Source organism: Streptomyces sp. NPDC030995, assembly GCF_055571215.1.
In genome coordinates this window covers 160,308-180,569 of record NZ_JBVIFS010000003.1, presented here as the reverse complement: position 1 = coordinate 180,569, position 20,262 = coordinate 160,308, and the positions used below count along the sequence as shown (strand labels likewise).

The following is a 20,262-nucleotide window of genomic DNA, read 5'->3' as shown; positions in this document are numbered from 1 at the left end:
GGAGCCAGCATCGTGCCACACCTCACATGCCACGCCTCACATGGGGGTGGAACGGCCGGGTCCGGTGCGGCCGGCCCGGCGGGGGCCGACACGGGGACAACGAAAAGGCGCTGTGGCGCAGTTCCCGGTTGGTGCGGGGAACTGCGCCACAGCGCCGTCGTGTTGGGTCGGCCGGGTGGTTACGCGGAGCGGTCGCTGCCGGGTCCGTCGTAGTCCTCGCCGTAGGCGCCCTTGGCGGGGCGGCGGCGGCGCATCGGGGGTTCGACGCCGTCCGCGAGGCGGCGGGCGGTGACGAGGAAGCCGGTGTGGCCGATCATGCGGTGGTCCGGGCGGACGGCGAGGCCTTCGACGTGCCAGTTGCGGATCATCGATTCCCACGGCTGCGGCTCGGCGAAGCAGCCGATCTCGCGGATGGACTCGACGGTCTTGGACAGCTGGGTGGTCGTGGCCACGTAGCAGCACAGGATGCCGCCGGGGACCAGTGACTTGGAGACGGCCTCCAGGCACTCCCAGGGGGCGAGCATGTCGAGGATCACGCGGTCGACGTCGGTGTCGGACAGGTTGTCCTGGAGGTCGCCGACGGTCAGCTGCCACGCGGGGTGCGGGCCTCCGAAGTAGCGCTCGACGTTGGCGGTGGCGATCTCGGCGAAGTCCGCGCGGCGTTCGTAGCTGTGGAGCATGCCCTGGTCGCCGATGGCACGCAGCAGGAAGCTGCTCAGGGAGCCGGAGCCCACGCCTGCCTCGACGACGCGGGCGCCGGGGAAGATGTCGGCGAAGGCCAGGATCTGGCCTGCGTCCTTGGGGTAGACCACGGCGGCACCGCGGGGCATGGACAGGACATAGTCGGGGAGCAGGGGGCGCAGCGCGAGGTACGCGACGTTGCCTGTGGTACGGACAACACTGCCCTCGGGAGCACCGATCAGCTCGTCGTGCGGGAAGGAACCCTTGTGGGTGTGGAAATTCTTCCCGGCTTCGAGCGTGAACGTGTAGTGGCGGCCCTTGGGGTCGGTGAGCTGAACCTGGTCCCCGACCTTGAAGGGCCCGCGTCGGCGGGCGGCACCGGTCGGTTCGGACATGTGACCAGTGTATTGGCTTCAGGACTGGGGCCGCGCCATGGCCTTCACGAAGGCCTTTTCGACGTCGAGGGTGGACAGGACGCCGTAGATGGCGCCGCCGGGTTCGAGGACGAGGTACTCGGTGGCGGGGGTGGCGCGCAGGTGGTCGAGGAGTTCTTCGCCGGTGAGGTCGGCTGAAACCTTCATGCCGTCGGTGAGGTCCTGGGCGAGGGTGCTGACGGCGACCCAGGGGCGACGGTGTTCGGGGACGGAGGCGATGGCGCTTTCGCGGACGATGGCGGTGGGGTCGCCGTGGCCGTCCACGACGACGAGGGCGCGGGCGCCGGCTTCGTTGGCCCGGCGCAGGGCCTCGGAGAGGGGGGTGGCGTTCTCGACGGGGATGGCGCGCCGGGTGAGGTTGCGGGCCTGGAGTTCGGGGAGGTGTTCGCGCAGTCGTGCCATGCGCAGGCTGTTGCCGGCGCCGGTCCAGATGATGGCGGCGAGGATCGCGGCGAGGAGGGCGTCCATGACGGTGTCCATGCCGCCGATCTCTTCGGTGCGGTTGCCGAGGAGTCCGGTGTGGGTGAGCAGGGGCAGGCCGAGGAGGACGGCGACGGCGAGGCCGCGGCCGACCCAGGCGGCGGCGACGGTGCCGGCCATGGGCTTGCCGGTGATGCCCCAGATGACGGCGCGGAGCATGCGGCCGCCGTCGAGGGGGAGGCCGGGGAGCAGGTTGAAGGCGGCGACGAGGAGGTTGGAGATCATCAGGCCGGCGAGGAGGACGCCGGGGACGGTGGCCGGGTCGACGGCTTTCATGCCGAGGTAGAAGGCTCCGGCGAGGATGAGGGAGAGCAGGGGGCCGACGAAGGCGAGGACGAATTCGCGGCCGGGGGTCTCGGATTCCTTTTCGATCTCGGAGACTCCGCCGAAGAACTGGAGCTGGATGCGGCGCACGGGGAGTTTGAAGCGCAGGGCGGCGACGGTGTGCGCGAGTTCGTGGACGAGGACGGAGGCGTAGAAGGCGACGGCGAAGAAGAGGGAGACGAGGTAGCGGATGGTGCCGAGGTCGGGCAGGACGCGGTCGAGCTGGTCGCCGAAGACCCAGGTGATGAGGGCGGCGACGAGGAACCAACTGGGCGAGACGTAGACGGGCACGCCGAAGGGGCGGCCCATGAGGAGTCCGCCGCCCGGTGCGGAGCGCCGGCCCGCGCGCTCGCCGGTTTCGTCGGTGTCTGCCACGGCTGTCCTTCGTTCGGTCGTTCGGTGCGTGTGTTTGCGGTGTCGTTCGGTGGCGCTGTCGGTGTGTGGTCCTCCGATCATGCAGTGCGAGGGGGCTTGCCGTCGATGGTATGCGCGTGCTGTCGGTGGCGGGTCGTAGGGTTTTGTCTATGACGACGAGCCCCGGGGCTGTGCCAGGCGCAGCCGATGTCGACGCAGTGCCGAGCGCTGTGGCGCCGACCTCGCTTTCTCCTTCGCGGGCGAGTGATTTCATGCAGTGCCCGCTGCTGTACCGGTTCCGGGTGATCGACAAGCTGCCGGAGAAGCCGAGTGCGGCGGCGACGCGGGGGACGCTGGTGCACGCGGTGCTGGAGCGGCTCTTCGACCATCCTGCGCAGGAGCGGACGGCGCCGCGGGCGAAGGCGTTGATTCCGGGGCAGTGGGACCGGTTGCTGGAGGCGAAGCCGGAGCTGACGGAGCTGTTTCCGGAGGGTGATGAGGGTGCGGGGCTGGCCCGGTGGCTGACGGAGGCCGAGGCGCTGGTGGAGCGCTGGTTCACGTTGGAGGACCCGACGCGGCTGGAGCCGGTGGAGCGGGAGTTCTTCGTGGAGACGGAGCTGGATTCGGGGCTGCGGTTGCGGGGGATCATCGACCGGGTGGACGTGGCGCCGTCGGGTGAGGTGCGGATCGTCGACTACAAGACGGGCAAGGCGCCGCGGCCGGAGTATGCCGAGGGTGCGCTGTTCCAGATGAAGTTCTACGCGTTGGTGGTGTGGCGGCTGAAGCAGGTGGTGCCGCGGCGCCTTCAGCTGGTGTATCTGGGCAGTGGTGATGTGCTGACGTACGACCCGGTGGTGGCGGATCTGGAGCGGGTGGAGCGCAAGCTGCTCGCGTTGTGGGAGGCGATCCGGGAGGCGACGGAGTCGGGTGAGTGGCGTCCGCGGCCGACGAAGTTGTGCGGCTGGTGTGATCATCGGTCGGTGTGTCCGGAGTTCGGGGGGACTCCCCCGGCCTATCCTCTGATGATCATCCCGAGGGCCGAGGGCGTCCGCCCGGCCGATTCCTGATCGTCGGGTCAGGGCACAATGGGCGGCGTCCGCCGAAGCCGTCCGACGAATTCGAGGTACACCCCGTGGCCATCCGTGTCCTTCTGGTCGATGACCAGCCACTGTTGCGCACCGGTTTCCGGATGATCCTGGAGGCCGAGGGGGACCTGGCGGTGGTCGGTGAGGCCGGTGACGGTCTGCAGGCGCTGGACCAGGTGCGGGCGCTGCAGCCCGACGTGGTGCTGATGGACATCCGGATGCCGCGGATGGACGGGGTGGAGGCGACCCGGCAGATCACCGGTCCGGGCCGGGACGGGCCGGCGAAGGTGCTGGTGCTGACCACGTTCGACCTGGACGAGTACGTGGTGGAGGCGCTGCGGGCGGGGGCGAGCGGGTTCTTGCTGAAGGATGCGCCGGCCAATGAGCTGGTGCAGGCGATCCGGGTGGTGGCGGCGGGTGAGGCGATGCTCGCGCCGAGCATCACCCGGCGGCTCCTGGACAAGTACGCGGGGCATCTTCCGTCGGGTGACGAGAGCGTTCCGAACACGCTGGGGACGCTGACCGAGCGGGAGGTCGAGGTGCTGAAGCTGGTGGCCCGGGGCCTGTCGAACGCGGAGATCGCGGCGGATCTGTTCGTGAGCGAGACGACGGTGAAGACGCATGTGGGGCACGTGCTGACGAAGCTGGGGTTGCGCGACCGGGTGCAGGCGGCGGTCTACGCGTACGAGAGCGGTCTGGTCCGCCCCGGGGCGCAGTAGCCGCCGGGACGGGTGCGTGACGGGTCCGCAGGGAACGGGTCCGCAGGCAACGGGTGCGTACGGAACGGGCCGGCAGCCGCGTGGTGCGGCTGCCGGCCCGTTGTGCGTGTGGCCCGGTGGGGCTCAGCCCTTGCTGATCTCCCAGAAGCGGAAGACGGTCGAGGCGTCGAGGGACCACTGGAGGCCGTTCACGTTCTGGCGGGTGACGGCGTACTGCTTGCCCTGCCAGAGCGGGAGGATCGGGATCTCCTCGGCGACGATGTCCTGGAGCCGGTTGTAGTCCGTGTTGGCCGCGGTGCGGTCGGACTTCGCGGAGGTCGACGGGATGATCGTCCCGGTGATCTCCTTGTTGTCGTAGTTGTTGTTCAGGACGTTGTCCGGGCCGAAGAACGGCTGCGTGAAGTTGTCGGCGTCCGGGTAGTCGGGGACCCAGCCCTTCACGTAGACGCCGTACTTGCCGGCCTGGATGTCCTTCTCGTACTGCTCGTACTCGACGGACTTCATGTCGGCCTCGAAGAGGCCGCTGTCGTTGAGCTGCTTGGCGATGACCTCGAACTGCTGGTCGGTGGAGGGCCCGTAGCGGGACGGGGTGGACCACAGGGTCAGCTTGATCTTGCCGGTGATGTTGGCGGCCTTGAGGACGGCCTTGGCCTTCTCCACCTGCGGGCTGCCGCCGTAGCGGTCGAAGAAGGGGGTGGTGTGTCCGGCGATGCCGGTCGGGACGATGGAGTAGAGCGGGGTGGCGGTGCCCGCGTACACGTCCTTGACGAGTGCGTCGCGGTCCACGAGGTAGGCGATGGCCTTGCGGACGGGCAGCTTGCCGACGACGGGGTCGTTGACGTTGAAGACCATGTGCTCGACCTCGGCGCCGGTGCCCTGGACGACGTCGACTTTGTTGTCGCCGGTCTTGCTCGAGGCGAGGGCGGCGATGTCCTTGGCGGCGAGGCCGCGGAACGCGAAGTCCACGTCGCCGCTCTCCAGGACCGTCTTGAGGCCGGCCTGGTCGCCGTTGAAGAACTTCAGCGTGACGCCGGTGTTCTTGGCCTTGGCCTTGCCGCTGTAGGACTCGTTGACGGAGAAGGTGGCGCTCTTCTCGCTGAACGCGTCCAGCTTGTAGACGCCGGAGCCGATCGCCTTGTTGTCCGTACGCAGCTTGTCCGCCGGGTACTCGCTGTGGTCGACGATGGAGCCCGCGCCCGAGGCGATCTTGCTCGGGAAGGTCGCGTCGGAGGTCTTGAGGCGGAAGACGACGGTCTTGTCGTCGGGGGCGTCGATGCCCGCGATCGACGAGAGCATCACGGCCGGGCCGTTCTCGTCATTGATCTTCAGGGTGCGCTCGAAGGAGAACTTGACGTCCTTCGAGGTGAGGCTGTGGCCGTTGCTGAACTTCAGGCCGGCCCGCAGGGTGCACTTGTAGACCTTGCTGTCGCCTCCCTCGAAGCCGCAGCTCTGCGCGGCGTCGGGCTCGGGGGTGGTACCGCCCTTGGGGAAGCTCAGCAGCGACTGGAAGACGTTGTTGAAGAGCAGCCAGGAGCCGGGGTCGTAGCCCGAGGCCGGGTCGATGGACTTCACCTTGTCGGATATGCCCATGACCACGCCCTTGCCGCTGCCGGCATTGGAGCCATCGGTCGATCCGCAACCGCTGAGCAGCGCGGCGGCGGTGGCTGCGCCGAGCGGGGCCGCCAGCCACTGGTTACGTCGATTCACGCGAACGTCCTTCACAGTCGAACTGTTTCGTTGCTCCGGCCCGCGACACCCGCTGCCGGTCGTTGCCGTTGTCAGCCGCTTACACCGCGGCCGAGCTCCCACAGCTGGAGGTCGGAGATGGCGTTGACCGACCACTCCACTCCGGTGATCCCGTCGCGCGCGGCGACGTACTGCTTGCCCTGCCACAGGGGCAGGACGGGCACGTCCTCGGCGACGATGTCCTGTATCTCCGTGATCGCGGGGGCGGCGACGTTACGGTCGGCCGCGCGCCGGGATTCGGGGATGAGCCTGGTGCGCACCGCGCTGTTGGCGTAGGGCGTGCCCAGGAAGTTGTCCTGCTCCAGGAACGGGGCGAGGAAGTTGTCGGCGTCCGAGTAGTCGGGGAACCAGCCGAGGCCGTAGGCGGCGTGGTCGCCCTTCTTCTGGGCGGGGCGGAAGTCGGCCCACTCGCTGCCCTGGACGGTGATGTCGAAGAGCTGGGTGGAGTTGAGCTGGGCCTTGAGGGCCTCGAACTCGGCGGCCGTGCCGTCGCCGTAGTGGTCGCTGGTGTAGTTCAGGGTCAGCTTGACCGGGGTCTTGATCCCGGCTTCCTTCAGCAGGGCGGCGGCCTTGGCCGTGTTGGCCTCGCCGTACTTGTTGTAGAAGGAGTTGACGTGGCCGTTCACGGTGGTGGGGACCAGCGAGTAGAGCGGCTGCGCGGACTTGCCGTAGACCTTGGAGATGAGCGCGCCGCGGTCGACGGCGGCGGCGAGGGCCTGGCGTACGGCCTTCTCCTTGACGACCGGGGCCTCGGTGTTGAAGCCGAGGTAGCGGATTTCCAGGCCGGGCATCGGTACCAGCTTGACGCCCTTGGGCGGCTGCGCGGAGAACTCGCTGATCTGGGCGGGCGACAGGGTGCGGGAGACCATGTGGATCCGCCCGGTGGTGAGTGCCTTGCCCATGGCCGCGGAGTCGGGGTAGGTGCGCAGTTCGACCTTGTCGTTCTGCAGCTTGATGTCGCCCTTGTAGTGGGGGTTCTTGCTGAAGACGGCGCGGACGAGCTGGTTGTCCTTGACCTCGGCCTTCATCGTGTACGGGCCGGAGCCGTCCACGGCGAAGCCCTCGCGGAGCTTCTTGGCGTCGTAGTTCTTCTGGCTGACGATGCCGGCGGCGGGGGTGGAGAGCTTGTACGGGAAGGTCGCGTCCGGGGTCTTCAGCTGGAAGACGACGGTGTCGGCGCCCTTGACCTCGACCTTGTCGAGGGTGGAGAGCAGCGAGGACGGGCCGTTCTCGTCCTTGATCGCGAGGACGCGGTCGATGGAGAACTTGACGTCCTGGGCGGTGAGCGGGTCGCCGCTGGCGAACTTCAGTCCGGGGCGCAGGGTGCAGCGGTAGCTCTGGTTGCCGGTGTCGGTGAAGCGGCAGGCGGAGGCTGCTTCGGGGACGGGCTGGCCGCCGCCGCGCGGGGTGTGCATGAGTGTCTGGACGGTCTGGCGCAGGACGTTCCAGGCACCGGCGTCGTAGGCGTAGGCCGGGTCGAAGGGGGCGGGAGCGAAGTCTGCGGCCTCGAACCGGTCGGTGGTTCCGACGACGATCGCTCCGGATCCCGCTCCTCCGCCGCTCGTGGTGCCGCATGCGGCCAGCGCGGGGGTGAGCAGTCCGGCCGCGGCCGTCAGCACCATGGTCTTGCGGTTCATGCTGGAAGGACTCCCTGTAACCGGCACTTGTTCAAAGCGGCGTAGAGGGCACTTCGCGGCGTCGCCCGTTCAGGGCGGAACGATCGGGCCGGTGGTGTGACGATCGGTCCACGCGGTCCCGGCACAGGGGTGTGTGTCCGGGAGGCTGAGGTGCGGCGCAGTGCCCGCGCTGACACTAGTGGCCCGGGGCGGGATGGCTGGAACTGGCCGGACATGGGAGGTAATCGCACCGTGACGGGAGTGAACCGGCTGTTCACGCGACGCTCCGTCCGGATTCGGTCAGTAGCTGATCAATCCGGACACAAGGGAAGGCGTGCAGGCCCGGGGACAGGCCTCTCGGGGTTGTGACGGGTGACTAAGGTCACCCGGGACAACTCCCACAAGAGGGATGGAATTTCAGCCTCCGGGGCCTGCGGCGGAAGATTCTTCCGCAGGTGGTTGGTCCTGCGGTCGTTCCGTTCGGCACAGAGCGTGTGCCGGTGTGTGCGCTCAGTTCATCGGGGCGATGAGGGAGCGCAGGAACGCCAGGTCCACGTCCTCCAGCGAGCCGACGACCGTACGTCCCGGGGCGGCCTCGATGCGGCCGACGGAGGGAATGGCCACGACCCGGCAGCCGGCTGCCTCGGCGGCGGCGACGCCGGTGGCGGTGTCCTCGATGACGGCGCACCGGGAGGGGTGCGCGCCCAGCGCGCTCGCGGCGAGCAGGTACGGGTCGGGGTGCGGCTTGGTCCGGGCGACCTCGTCCCCGGCGACGGTCATGGTGAAGCGGTCGCGGCCCAGGGTGAGCAGGACCTGGTCGATGACGCGGCGGTGGGAGGCGGAGACGAGGGCGGTGGGCACGTTGTGCCGGGCCAGCTCGCTCAGCAGCCGTTCGGCGCCGGGCATGAGCGGGACGCGGTCGGCGATGCGGGCCTCGAAGCGCTCGTTGAGCAGGACGCTGAGCTCGGCGAGGCCGATGGCGGCGCCGGTGGCCTCGATCAGGAAGGTCGCGCTGCGGCTCATGGGGCCGCCGACGACCACGTCCCGCCAGGACTCGTCGAGCCGGTGCCCGAGCTCGTGGAAGATCTCCGCCTCGATCTCCCACCAGAAGCCTTCGGTGTCGACCAGGGTGCCGTCCATGTCGAGCAGCACCGCCTGGAGGGCCGAGCCGTCGGCCGTACGGGCGACGGGGGCGGGAACGGTGCTCGTCATGCGCTTGCCTCTCAGAAGGGACGAGAAGGCCGGTCACCTCTTCCCGCGGGGCATTCCCCGGGGAACAGGCGACCGGCCTGTTTGGGACCGACAAGTGTACGTCGGCGGAGCTCAGCGTGCGTTGAAATACTTCGCTTCGGGGTGGTGAATCACGATGGCGTCGGTGGACTGCTCCGGGTGGAGCTGGAATTCCTCCGAGAGGTGGACGCCGATCCGCTCCGGCTGGAGGAGGTCGGCGATCTTCGCGCGGTCCTCCAGGTCGGGGCAGGCTCCGTAGCCGAGGGAGAAGCGGGCGCCGCGGTACTTGAGGTCGAACATGTCCTCGACCCGGTCCGGGTCCTCGCCGCCGAATCCGAGCTCGGCGCGGACGCGGGCGTGCCAGTACTCGGCCATGGCCTCGGCGAGCTGGACGGACAGGCCGTGCAGCTCCAGGTACTCGCGGTAGGAGTCGGACTCGAACAGCTTGGCGGTGGCCTCGCCGATCCTGGAGCCGACGGTGACGACCTGGAGGCCGACCACGTCGGTCTCGCCCGACTCCTCGGGGCGGAAGAAGTCCGCGAGGCACAGGCGGCGGCCGCGGCGCTGGCGCGGGAAGGTGAAGCGGGTCCGCTCGTTGCCCTGCTCGTCGAGGATGATCAGGTCCTCGCCCTTGGAGACGCAGGGGAAGTACCCGTAGACGACCGCGGCTTCGAGGAGGTTCTCGGTGTGCAGCTTGTCCAGGAGGCCGCGCAGGCGCGGACGGCCCTCGCTCTCGACGAGCTCCTCGTACGTCGCTCCGCCCGCGCGGGCCTGCTTGAGGCCCCACTGGCCCTTGAAGAGGGCGCCCTCGTCCAGCCAGGAGGCGTAGTCCTTCAGCGGGATGCCCTTGACGACGCGGGTGCCCCAGAACGGCGGGGTGGGGACCGGGTTGTCGACGGACACGTCGGAGCGGCCACCGGGCTCCTCCGGCTCCTCCACCTGGAGGACCGGAGTGTCCTTCTTGGCGACCCGGCGCTGCTTGAGCTCGGGGAGGCTCGCGCCGGGGACGCCGCGCTTGACGGCGATCAGGGCGTCCATGAGGCGCAGGCCCTCGAAGGCGTCGCGGGCGTAGCGGACCTCGCCCTCGTAGATCTCGTGGAGGTCCTGTTCGACGTAGGCGCGGGTGAGGGCGGCGCCGCCGAGGATCACCGGGTAGTCGGCGGCCAGCTTGCGCTGGTTCAGTTCCTCCAGGTTCTCCTTCATGATCACGGTCGACTTCACGAGGAGGCCGGACATGCCGATGACGTCGGCCTTGTGCTCCTGCGCGGCTTCGAGGATCGCGGAGACGGGCTGCTTGATGCCGATGTTGACGACGTTGTAGCCGTTGTTGGTGAGGATGATGTCGACGAGGTTCTTGCCGATGTCGTGGACGTCGCCGCGGACGGTGGCGAGCACGATCGTGCCCTTGCCCTCGTCGTCGGTCTTCTCCATGTGCGGTTCGAGGTGGGCGACGGCCGTCTTCATGACCTCGGCGGACTGCAGGACGAAGGGGAGCTGCATCTGGCCGGAGCCGAAGAGCTCGCCGACGACCTTCATGCCCTCCAGGAGGGTGTCGTTGACGATGTCGAGGGCGGGGCGGGTCTGGAGGGCCTCGTCGAGGTCGGTCTCCAGGCCGTTCTTCTCGCCGTCGATGATGCGGCGCTGGAGGCGCTCGTCCAGGGGCAGGGCGAGGAGTTCCTCGGCGCGGCCGGCCTTCAGCGACTTGGTGTTGACGCCCTCGAAGAGGGCCATCAGCTTCTGGAGCGGGTCGTAGCCCTCGGTGCGCCGGTCGTAGATCAGGTCGAGGGCGGTGCCCACCTGCTCCTCGTCGAAGCGGGCGATCGGCAGGATCTTGGACGCGTGGACGATCGCCGAGTCCAGGCCGGCCTTCACGCACTCGTCGAGGAAGACGGAGTTCAGCAGGACGCGGGCGGCCGGGTTGAGACCGAAGGAGATGTTGGACAGGCCGAGGGTGGTCTGGACGTCCGGGTGGCGGCGCTTGAGCTCGCGGATCGACTCGATCGTCGCGATGCCGTCCTTGCGGGACTCCTCCTGGCCGGTGCAGATCGTGAAGGTGAGGGTGTCGATGAGGATGTCCGACTCGCGGATCCCCCAGTTCACCGTCAGGTCCTCGATCAGGCGTTCGGCGATGGCGACCTTGTGGTCGACGCTGCGGGCCTGGCCCTCTTCGTCGATGGTCAGCGCGATCAGCGCGGCGCCGTGCTCCTGGGCCAGTCGGGTGACCTTCGCGAAGCGGGACTCCGGTCCGTCGCCGTCCTCGTAGTTCACCGAGTTGATGACGGCGCGGCCGCCGAGCTTCTCCAGGCCCGCCTGGATGACGGGAACCTCGGTGGAGTCCAGGACGATCGGCAGCGTGGAGGCGGTGGCGAAGCGGCCGGCGAGCTCCTGCATGTCGGCGACGCCGTCGCGGCCCACATAGTCCACGCAGAGGTCGAGCATGTGCGCGCCCTCGCGGATCTGGTCGCGGGCCATCTCCACGCAGTCGTCCCAGCGGGCCTCCAGCATGGCCTCGCGGAACTTCTTGGAGCCGTTGGCGTTGGTCCGCTCGCCGATCGCCATGTACGACGTGTCCTGGCGGAAGGGGACCGTCTGGTAGAGCGAGGCGGCTCCGGCCTCCGGCTGGGGGCGGCGCTCGGTGACGGCCGTGCCGCGGACCCGCTCCACGACCTGGCGCAGGTGCTCGGGGGTCGTACCGCAGCAGCCGCCGACCAGCGAGAGGCCGTACTCGCGGACGAAGGTCTCCTGGGCGTCGGCGAGCTCGGGGGCGCTCAGGGGGTAGTGCGCGCCGTCCTTGGTCAGGACGGGCAGGCCGGCGTTGGGCATGCAGGAGAGCGGGATGCGGGCGTTGCGCGCGAGGTAGCGCAGGTGCTCGCTCATCTCGGCGGGGCCGGTGGCGCAGTTCAGGCCGATCATGTCGATGCCCAGCGGCTCCAGCGCGGTCAGCGCCGCGCCGATCTCCGAGCCGAGCAGCATGGTGCCGGTGGTCTCGACGGTGACGGAGCAGATCAGCGGGACGGTGACGCCCAGCGCCTCCATGGCGCGGCGGGCGCCGATGATGGAGGACTTGGTCTGCAGGAGGTCCTGGGTGGTCTCGACGAGCAGCGCGTCGGCGCCGCCGGAGAGCAGGCCCTCGGCGTTGATCTGGTAGGCGTCGCGGATCTTCGCGTAGGTGATGTGGCCGAGCGTGGGCAGCTTGGTGCCGGGGCCGATGGAGCCGAGGACCCAGCGCTGCTGGCCGGTGGAGGCGGTGAACTCGTCGGCGACCTCGCGGGCGATGCGCGCGCCGGACTCCGACAGCTCGAAGTTGCGGTCGGCGATGTCGTACTCGGCGAGTGCGGCGAAGTTCGCGCCGAAGGTGTTGGTCTCGACGCAGTCCACGCCCACCGAGAAGTACGCCTCGTGCACGGTGCGCACGATGTCGGGGCGGGTGACGTTGAGGACCTCGTTGCAGCCTTCGAGCTGCTGGAAGTCCTCCATGGTGGGGTCCTGCGCCTGGAGCATCGTTCCCATGGCTCCGTCGGCGACGACCACGCGGGTGGCGAGCGCCTCTCGGAGGGCATCGGCCCGGGTCTGGGTGTCAGCGGGCGGGGTGGGCAACGAGGCCATGTGATGCTCCCTGGGATGCGACGGCTGTCGGCTTTGCACCCCCTCTGTCTCAAGGGTGCACGCGGCCAGCGTAACCGCGAGGCACCGGACCCGGTGCGGGTGTCCCACGTGGCGGACTGCATTCTGTGCGGGGGCTTGCCGGGGGTCACCCGGCGGCGGTGGGGGCGAAGAGTTCCCGACGGTGCACGAGGTCGACATCGACCGATACTGTTCAGCATTGTCGAACCGCATCATGATGGTCAGTAATGACAACAAGGTCAGCAGGAGGCTGCGCGATGGCACGGAACATCCAGTCGCTCGAACGAGCCGCTGCGATGCTGCGACTCCTGGCGGGCGGCGAGCGCCGGCTGGGGCTCTCCGACGTGGCTTCCTCGCTGGGCCTGGCCAAGGGAACGGCGCACGGGATCCTGCGCACGCTCCAGGCCGAGGGCTTCGTGGAGCAGGACCCGGCGTCCGGCCGTTACCAGCTGGGCGCGGAGCTGCTGCGCCTGGGCAACAGCTACCTCGACGTCCACGAGCTGCGCGCCCGCGCGCTGGTGTGGACGGACGACCTGGCCCGGGCGAGCGGCGAGAGCGTGTACGTGGGGGTGCTCCACAAGAGCGGGGTGCTGATCATGCACCACGTGTTCCGGCCCGACGACAGCCGTCAGGTGCTGGAGGTCGGGGCCATGCAGCCGCTGCACTCGACGGCGCTGGGCAAGGTGCTCTCCGCGTACGACCCGGTGGCGCACACCCAGGCGATGGAGGTCGAGCGCGAGGCGTTCACCCCCCGTACGGTCACGGACGGCATCGGCTTCGAGGAGATCCTGGGCCTGACCCGGGCGCGCGGCTGGGCCGCGGACGTCGAGGAGACCTGGGAGGGCGTCGCCTCGGTGGCGGCGCCCATCCACGACCGGCGCCGGATGCCGGTGGGGGCGGTCGCGGTGGCGGGCGCCGTGGAACGGGTCTGCGGGGAGTCCGGGGAGCCCCGTGCGGCCCTGGTGGCCTCCGTGCGGGACTGTGCGCGCGCGGTTTCACGCGATCTCGGCGCAGGCCGGTTCTGACCTTCCTTTAGCACCTGTCAGCCAACCCTTGGCCTCTATCTGCCCACTTTTCGCCATATCCCGACCTCAGGATGGCCGGATTTGGGCGATCGCACCTAGTGGTAACGATCCGGCACATTGGCCTGGCCAGCCCTTGACGCATTCTTCACCTGGGCGGAAAACTGCCGTTCACCGGTCGGCATTGTCGAACACCTGACGGCAATACGCGCTAGGATGCGACAAGGCCAAGGACCGGTGCAGCACTCACCGAGTGCGCGGACCCACCGGAGGGACCCGGTGTCCGCCCACCCCTGGACGTACGTAAGGAGTCGCGGGTGTCCAGCTCCGACATCTTCATCGGCGAGACCATCGGTACCGCCCTGCTCACACTGCTCGGCGGTGGCGTCTGCGCCGCAGTGACACTCAAGAGCTCCAAGGCCCGCAACGCAGGCTGGCTCGCCATCACCTTCGGCTGGGGATTCGCCGTACTGATCGCCGCCTACGTGTCCGCGCCGCTCTCCGGTGCGCACCTCAACCCGGCGGTCACGGTCGGCATCGCCGTCAAGACCGGTGAGTGGGGCGACGTGCCCGTCTACTTCGCCGGCCAGCTGCTGGGCGCCATGCTCGGCGCGGTCCTGATGTGGATCACCTACTACGGCCAGTTCCGCGTCCACCTGGCGGACCCGGAGCACATCCGCGACGCCAAGCTCGGTCCCGAGGACCCGCACCCGCACGATGTGGCCGGTCCGGTGCTCGGCATCTTCTCCACCGGCCCCGAGATCCGTAATGTCGTACAGAACCTCGCGACCGAGATCATCGGCACCGCCGTCCTGGTCCTGGCGATCCTGACCCAGGGCCTCCAGGCCGACGGTCAGGGCCTCGGTGTCATCGGTGTCCTGATCACCTCGTTCGTGGTCGTGGGCATCGGTCTCTCGCTGGGTGGCCCGACCGGCTACGCCATCAACCCGGTGCGCGACCTCGGTCCCCGCATCGTGCACGCCCTGCTGCCGCTGCCCAACAAGGGCGGCTCCGACTGGGGATACTCCTGGATCCCGGTGGCCGGCCCGCTCGTCGGTGCCGCCCTCGCCGGTGGTCTGTACAACATCGCGTTCGCCTGATCAGCACCGGCAAGATCGCAAGATCCGCACCGCCCTCCTGATTCCGCCTACTCATCAGACCTGCCAGGAGCAGCCACATGACCAGCAGCACCGGCCCCTTCATCGCCGCGATCGACCAGGGCACCACCTCCTCCCGCTGCATCGTGTTCGACCGCGACGGCCGCATCGTCGCCGTCGACCAGAAGGAGCACGAGCAGATCTTCCCGAAGCCGGGCTGGGTCGAGCACGACGCCACCGAGATCTGGACCAACGTCCAGGAGGTCGTCGCCTCGGCCATCGCCAAGGCCGAGATCACCGCGGCGGACGTCAAGGCCGTCGGCATCACCAACCAGCGCGAGACCACCGTCCTGTGGGACAAGAACACCGGCGAGCCGGTGCACAACGCGCTGGTCTGGCAGGACACCCGCACCGACGCCCTGTGCAAGGAGCTCGGCCGCAACGTCGGCCAGGACCGCTTCCGCCGCGAGACCGGCCTGCCGCTGGCGAGCTACTTCGCCGGCCCGAAGGTCCGCTGGCTGCTCGACAACGTCGAGGGCCTGCGCGAGCGCGCCGAGGCCGGCGACATCCTCTTCGGCACCATGGACTCCTGGGTCATCTGGAACCTCACCGGCGGTGCCCAGGGCGGTGTGCACGTCACCGACGTCACCAACGCCTCGCGCACCATGCTGATGAACCTGCACACCCTGGCCTGGGACGAGAAGATCGCCGAGTCCATGGGCGTCCCGCTCAACGTCCTCCCGGAGATCAAGTCCTCCGCCGAGGTCTACGGCCACGTCAAGGACGGCGTCCTCGCCGGTGTCCCGGTCGCCTCGGCGCTCGGTGACCAGCAGGCCGCCCTCTTCGGGCAGACCTGTTTCGCCGAGGGCGAGGCCAAGTCCACCTACGGCACCGGAACGTTCATGCTGATGAACACCGGCGACAAGATCATCAACTCCTACAGCGGCCTGCTGACCACGGTCGGCTACCAGATCGGCGACCAGAAGCCGGTCTACGCGCTGGAGGGCTCCATCGCCGTCACCGGCTCGCTCGTCCAGTGGATGCGCGACCAGATGGGCCTGATCAAGTCCGCGGCCGAGATCGAGACCCTGGCCTCCTCCGTCGAGGACAACGGCGGCGCCTACTTCGTGCCCGCCTTCTCCGGTCTCTTCGCCCCGTACTGGCGCTCCGACGCCCGCGGTGTGATCGCCGGCCTCACCCGGTACGTCACCAAGGCGCACATCGCCCGTGCCGTCCTGGAGGCCACCGCCTGGCAGACCCGCGAGATCACCGACGCGATGACCAAGGACTCGGGCGTCGAGCTCGCGGCCCTGAAGGTCGACGGCGGCATGACCTCCAACAACCTGCTGATGCAGACGCTCTCGGACTTCCTGGACGCCCCCGTGGTGCGCCCGATGGTCGCCGAGACCACCTGCCTCGGCGCGGCCTACGCCGCCGGCCTGGCCGTCGGCTTCTGGCCCGACACCGACGCCCTGCGCGCCAACTGGCGCCGCGCGGCCGAGTGGACCCCGCGGATGCCCGCCGAGCAGCGGGACCGCGAGTACAAGAGCTGGCTCAAGGCCGTGGAGCGTTCCATGGGCTGGGTCGACGACGAAGACGCCAGCTGACCGCACTCAGCTGAGTCAATCGACGAGGAGCTAAGAGAGATATGAGCAGCCTGCAGAGCGTTCCCGCCCTGGGTACGCACCCGACCGCCGGCTCGAACGCGAGCCGCGCCGAGACCCGTGAGCAGCTGGCGAAGGCCACGTACGACCTGCTGGTCATCGGCGGTGGAATCCTGGGCACCTCGGTGGCCTGGCACGCCGCGCAGTCGGGTCTGCGGGTCGCCATGGTGGACGCCGGCGACTTCGCCGGCGCCACCTCCTCGGCCTCCTCCAAGCTGGTCCACGGTGGCCTGCGCTACCTGCAGACCGGCGCGGTCAAGCTGGTCGCGGAGAACCACCACGAGCGCCGGGTGCTGGCCAAGGACGTGGCCCCGCACCTGGTCAACCCGCTCACCTTCTACCTGCCGGTCTACAAGGGCGGACCGGTCGGTGCGGCCAAGCTGGGCGCGGGCGTCTTCGCCTACTCCGCCCTCTCGGCCTTCGGCGACGGCATGGGCAAGGTCATATCGCCGGCCCGTGCCGCCGCCGACAACCCGGGTCTGAAGACGGACAACCTCAAGGCCGTCGCCGTCTACTACGACCACCAGATGAACGACTCCCGCGTCGCCGTCATGACGGTCCGCGCGGCCGTCGAGTCCGGCGCGGTCGTCCTCAACCACGCCGAGGTCACCGGGCTGCGCAAGACGCGCGGCCGGGTCACCGGCGCCGAGCTCAAGGACCGCCTGGACGGTACCGAGTTCGGGGTCGACGCGCGCGTCGTGCTCAACGCCACCGGCCCGTGGGTGGACCACCTGCGGCGCATGGAAGACAAGCACTCCATGCCGTCGATCCGCCTCTCCAAGGGCGCGCACATCGTCATGAAGCGCAAGTCGCCGTGGAAGGCCGCCATGGCCACCCCGATCGACAAGTACCGCATCACCTTCGCCCTCCCGTGGGAGGACCAGCTGCTGCTCGGCACCACCGACGAGGTGTACGAGGGCGACCCGGCGGACGTGCGCGCCACCGAGTCCGACATCCAGCAGATCCTGGACGAGGCGGCCTTCTCGGTGAAGGACGCGGACCTCGACCGCTCGCTGATGACGTACGCCTTCGCGGGTCTGCGGGTGCTGCCCGGCGGCCCCGGCGGCGTGGAGAAGGCCAAGCGCGAGACGGTCGTCTCCGAGGGCGCCGGCGGCATGCTGTCGGTGGCCGGCGGCAAGTGGACCACGTACCGGCACATCGGCCGCGTGGTCATGGACAAGCTGGCCAAGCTCCCGGGCAGCCCGCTCACCGAGGACATGGAGCCGCTGAAGTCCCTGGTGCGCCGGATCGCACTGCCCGGTGTCGCCAACCCGAACGCGGTCGCGCACCGGCTGCTGGTGGACCGTGAGCCGGGCAGCCGGATGGACCCGCTGACCGCGCGCCACCTGGCCTCGCACTACGGTTCGCTGGCCTTCGACATCGCGCGGATCGCGAACGAGGACCCGGCGCTGGCCGAGCGCATCCACCCGGACGGTCCGGAGATCTGGGCGCAGGTCGCCTACGCCCGCGACAACGAGTGGGCCGAGACGGTCGACGACGTGCTGCGCCGCCGCACGACGGTGACGGTCCGCGGCCTGGACGACGCGGCCGTGCGCGCCCGGGTCGAGGAGATGCTGGGCCACAAGGCATAGCTCCGACGCAGGTGGGGAAGAGGGGCGGTTCCGAGGGGAACCGCCCCTCTGTCGTGGGCTGTGGCTGGCGTCGCATCAAGGCTTAGGCTGACCCACGTACGCAAGGAACTTCGGAAGGAGACCTGGGTGATCGAGCTTGAGGGCGTGCCCGAGCTGATCGACCCGGTCATGGTGGCCGCGTTCGAGGGCTGGAACGACGCGGGTGACGCCGCCTCCGGTGCGGTCGCACACCTGGACCGGGAGTGGAAGGGCGAGGTGTTCGCGGCGCTCGACGCCGAGGACTACTACGACTTCCAGGTCAACCGGCCGACGGTGTGGCTGGACAACGGGGTACGGAAGATCACCTGGCCGACGACACGGCTCTCGGTGGTCCGGATCGGCGGCGCCAAGCCGCGGGACCTGGTGCTGGTCCGCGGGATCGAACCGTCCATGCGGTGGCGGTCGTTCTGCAACGAGATCCTCGGCTTCGCGCACGAACTGGGCGTGGAGATGGTGGTCATCCTGGGGGCGCTGCTCGGCGACACCCCGCACACCCGGCCGGTGCCGGTGAGCGGGGTCACCTCGGACGCGGACCTGGCGCGGACGATGGACCTGGAGGAGACCAAGTACGAGGGCCCGACGGGCATCGTGGGCATCCTGCAGGAGGCCTGTACGCACGCGGGCGTCCCGGCGGTGTCCCTGTGGGCGGCGGTGCCGCACTACGTGTCGCAGCCGCCGAACCCCAAGGCCACGCTGGCGCTGCTGAACCGGCTGGAGGATCTGATCGACATCCGGATCCCGCTGGGCGAACTCCCCGAGGACGCGCGGGCGTGGCAGCTGGGCGTGGACCAACTGGCCGCCGAGGACAGCGAGGTGGCGGAGTACGTCCAGACGCTGGAGGAGGCGCGGGACACGGCGGACCTGCCGGAGGCGTCGGGCGACGCGATCGCGCGGGAGTTCGAGCGGTACCTGCGGCGGCGCGATCCCTCGGCGGAGGCCGGCGACGGCTCGTACCTGCGGGACACGTCGAGCGGCCTGACGCGGCCGCCGAAGCGCAGGCCGGACGCCTCCGGCGAGGATCCGCAGCCCCCTGCCGCGACCCCGCCGGACGAGGACACCCCGCCGGAGGCCTAGCGGGTACGGTCACGCCTCCGCCCGGCCCCGTGGGGCTCCGCCCCACACCCCGCGCCTCAAACGCCGGCGGGGCTGGATTGTGCCCGGCGGGAGCGAAAACGTCGGCCCGGCCGCATCTGCGGCCGGGCCGACGTTTCGTTTGCGCGGGGGTCCGGCGGCGGCGCCCCCGGTGCACGGCCCGCAGACGGCTACAAGGCCACGCCGAGCAGCGCGTCCACCGTGCGGGAGACCAGGCCCGGGGCCGACTCGTCGTCCCCGTCCGAGGCGTTCTGCGCGTCCACCCAGCGGTCCACCGCGGCCAGCGCCGCCGGGGCGTCCAGGTCGCGGGAGAGGGCCTCACGGACCTCCTCGACCAGGGCGTCGGCCGGCAGGCCGTCCGGGCGGGACACGGCCGCGCGCCAGCGCTCCAGGCGGGCCACCGCCTCGGCGAGGACCTCGTCCGTCCACTCCCAGTCGGCCCGGTAGTGGTGCGAGAGCAGCGCCAGGCGGATCGCCGCCGGGTCCACCCCCGCCCGCCGCAGCGCCGACACGAAGACGAGGTTGCCCTTCGACTTCGACATCTTCTCGCCGTGCAGCGCCACCATGCCCGCGTGCACGTACGCCTTGGCCATCGGGAACTCGCCCGTCAGCACCTGCGCGTGCGACGCGCCCATCTCGTGGTGCGGGAACGCCAGGTCCGACCCGCCGCCCTGGACGTCGAAGCCCATGCCCAGGTGGTCCAGGGCGATGGCCACGCACTCGATGTGCCAGCCCGGCCGGCCGCGGCCCAGCGAGCCGCCGTCCCAGCTCGGCTCGCCCGTACGCGCGGCCATCCACAGCATCGGGTCCAGCGGGTTCTTCTTCCCCGGCCGGTCGGGGTCGCCGCCCCGCTCCGCCGAGAGCAGCCGCATCGCCTGCGCGTCGAGGTTCGAGACCCCGCCGAAGTGCGGGTCGGATTCGACCGAGAAGTAGATGTCGCCTTCGAGCTCGTACGCGGCGCCCGCGTCCCGCAGCCGCTCGACGAGCGGCACGATTCCGGGTATGGCCTCGACGGCTCCGATGTAGTGCTGCGGCGGCAGCATCCGCAGGGCCGTCATGTCCTCGCGGAAGAGTGCGGTCTCGCGCTCCGCCAGCTCGGTCCAGTCGTGGCCGTCGCGCAGCGCCCGCTCCAGGAGCGGGTCGTCCACGTCCGTGACGTTCTGGACGTAGTGGACCTGCCGCTTGGTGTCGAGCCACACGCGTTGCACGAGGTCGAACGCGTTGTAGGTCGCCGCGTGACCGATGTGTGTCGCGTCGTACGGAGTGATGCCGCAGACGTAGATACGGGCGACGGGACCGGGGGCGAGGGTGATCGTCCCCTGGGTCGCGGTGTCGTGGATCTCGAGGTCGCGGCCCTTGCCAGGAAGGGCGGGGACCTCAGAAGCGGGCCAGGCATGCATGTCTCGAGCCTAACCGGACGGATGTTCCGGAAACGAACCGGACCTGCGGTGTTGTCTTGATCG

The 20,262-nt window shown here is 69.7% G+C and carries 14 protein-coding genes; 7 read left to right on the top strand and 7 right to left on the bottom strand.

The genetic code is table 11. The features are described 5' to 3' along the window. Positions 1-179 precede the first annotated feature (179 nt). A complete protein-coding gene (locus ACZ45T_RS07030; RefSeq protein WP_468438288.1) occupies positions 180-1,076 on the bottom strand; it encodes a tRNA (adenine-N1)-methyltransferase in 897 nt (298 codons plus the stop codon). Between the two features lie 18 nt (positions 1,077-1,094). After that, positions 1,095-2,294, bottom strand: coding sequence for a site-2 protease family protein (locus ACZ45T_RS07025; protein ID WP_468438286.1), 1,200 nt, complete (start codon positions 2,292-2,294; stop codon positions 1,095-1,097). A 149-nt stretch (positions 2,295-2,443) separates the two neighbouring features. Here ACZ45T_RS07025 and ACZ45T_RS07020 point away from each other — a divergent pair, with 149 nt between their 5' ends. Both ACZ45T_RS07020 and ACZ45T_RS07015 read left to right on the top strand, forming a co-directional pair. Then, positions 2,444-3,340: a RecB family exonuclease gene (locus ACZ45T_RS07020; RefSeq protein ID WP_468438284.1), complete on the top strand. Its 897-nt coding sequence runs from the start codon at positions 2,444-2,446 to the stop codon at positions 3,338-3,340. Positions 3,341-3,405: 65 nt separating this feature from the next. Continuing rightward, entirely contained in the window at positions 3,406-4,077 is a 672-nt protein-coding gene (locus tag ACZ45T_RS07015) for a response regulator transcription factor (RefSeq protein WP_360887622.1), read from the top strand. 123 nt (positions 4,078-4,200) lie between these two features. Here the strand turns inward: ACZ45T_RS07015 and ACZ45T_RS07010 are convergent, their stop codons facing one another. The 4 genes from ACZ45T_RS07010 to metH all read right to left on the bottom strand — a co-directional run bounded on the left by ACZ45T_RS07010 (position 4,201) and on the right by metH (position 12,275). Continuing rightward, positions 4,201-5,784 (bottom strand): ABC transporter substrate-binding protein, encoded by a 1,584-nt coding sequence (locus ACZ45T_RS07010; RefSeq protein WP_468438281.1) that lies wholly within the window; start codon positions 5,782-5,784, stop codon positions 4,201-4,203. Between the two features lie 71 nt (positions 5,785-5,855). Continuing rightward, positions 5,856-7,460, bottom strand: a complete 1,605-nt coding sequence (locus ACZ45T_RS07005) for an ABC transporter substrate-binding protein (protein WP_468438279.1) — start codon at positions 7,458-7,460, stop codon at positions 5,856-5,858. A gap of 489 nt (positions 7,461-7,949) precedes the next feature. Beyond that, positions 7,950-8,651, bottom strand: coding sequence for an HAD family hydrolase (locus ACZ45T_RS07000; RefSeq protein WP_468438277.1), 702 nt, complete (start codon positions 8,649-8,651; stop codon positions 7,950-7,952). A 111-nt stretch (positions 8,652-8,762) separates the two neighbouring features. Continuing rightward, entirely contained in the window at positions 8,763-12,275 is a 3,513-nt protein-coding gene (gene metH, locus ACZ45T_RS06995) for a methionine synthase (RefSeq protein ID WP_468438275.1), read from the bottom strand. A gap of 275 nt (positions 12,276-12,550) precedes the next feature. On the opposite strand from metH, the gene ACZ45T_RS06990 reads away from it, so the two are divergent. From ACZ45T_RS06990 to ACZ45T_RS06970, 5 genes are all read left to right on the top strand, one after another. Further along, positions 12,551-13,318 carry an IclR family transcriptional regulator gene (locus tag ACZ45T_RS06990; RefSeq protein WP_468438273.1) on the top strand — a complete coding sequence of 256 codons (768 nt, stop codon included), beginning with the start codon at positions 12,551-12,553 and terminating at the stop codon, positions 13,316-13,318. A gap of 314 nt (positions 13,319-13,632) precedes the next feature. Beyond that, complete coding sequence (locus tag ACZ45T_RS06985) at positions 13,633-14,415, top strand: MIP/aquaporin family protein (RefSeq protein WP_468438271.1); 783 nt, start codon at positions 13,633-13,635, stop codon at positions 14,413-14,415. Positions 14,416-14,492: 77 nt separating this feature from the next. Further along, positions 14,493-16,019, top strand: coding sequence for a glycerol kinase GlpK (glpK, locus tag ACZ45T_RS06980; protein WP_468438269.1), 1,527 nt, complete (start codon positions 14,493-14,495; stop codon positions 16,017-16,019). Positions 16,020-16,060: 41 nt separating this feature from the next. Then, positions 16,061-17,668 (top strand): glycerol-3-phosphate dehydrogenase/oxidase, encoded by a 1,608-nt coding sequence (locus ACZ45T_RS06975; RefSeq protein ID WP_468438268.1) that lies wholly within the window; start codon positions 16,061-16,063, stop codon positions 17,666-17,668. A 126-nt stretch (positions 17,669-17,794) separates the two neighbouring features. After that, positions 17,795-18,781 carry a PAC2 family protein gene (locus ACZ45T_RS06970; RefSeq protein ID WP_468438267.1) on the top strand — a complete coding sequence of 329 codons (987 nt, stop codon included), beginning with the start codon at positions 17,795-17,797 and terminating at the stop codon, positions 18,779-18,781. A gap of 188 nt (positions 18,782-18,969) precedes the next feature. Here the strand turns inward: ACZ45T_RS06970 and mshC are convergent, their stop codons facing one another. Further along, a complete protein-coding gene (gene mshC / locus ACZ45T_RS06965) occupies positions 18,970-20,199 on the bottom strand; it encodes a cysteine--1-D-myo-inosityl 2-amino-2-deoxy-alpha-D-glucopyranoside ligase (RefSeq protein ID WP_468438265.1) in 1,230 nt (409 codons plus the stop codon). Between the last annotated feature and the right edge of the window lie 63 nt (positions 20,200-20,262).

Coding starts and splice junctions, on each gene's coding strand:
- ACZ45T_RS07030 (WP_468438288.1), bottom strand. CDS start 1,076: ATGTCCGAACCGACCGGTGCCGCCCGCCGACGCGGGCCCTTCAAGGTC.
- metH (WP_468438275.1), bottom strand. CDS start 12,275: ATGGCCTCGTTGCCCACCCCGCCCGCTGACACCCAGACCCGGGCCGAT.
- mshC (WP_468438265.1), bottom strand. CDS start 20,199: ATGCATGCCTGGCCCGCTTCTGAGGTCCCCGCCCTTCCTGGCAAGGGC.
- ACZ45T_RS07000 (WP_468438277.1), bottom strand. CDS start 8,651: ATGACGAGCACCGTTCCCGCCCCCGTCGCCCGTACGGCCGACGGCTCG.
- ACZ45T_RS07020 (WP_468438284.1), top strand. CDS start 2,444: ATGACGACGAGCCCCGGGGCTGTGCCAGGCGCAGCCGATGTCGACGCA.
- ACZ45T_RS06975 (WP_468438268.1), top strand. CDS start 16,061: ATGAGCAGCCTGCAGAGCGTTCCCGCCCTGGGTACGCACCCGACCGCC.
- ACZ45T_RS07005 (WP_468438279.1), bottom strand. CDS start 7,460: ATGAACCGCAAGACCATGGTGCTGACGGCCGCGGCCGGACTGCTCACC.
- glpK (WP_468438269.1), top strand. CDS start 14,493: ATGACCAGCAGCACCGGCCCCTTCATCGCCGCGATCGACCAGGGCACC.
- ACZ45T_RS06990 (WP_468438273.1), top strand. CDS start 12,551: ATGGCACGGAACATCCAGTCGCTCGAACGAGCCGCTGCGATGCTGCGA.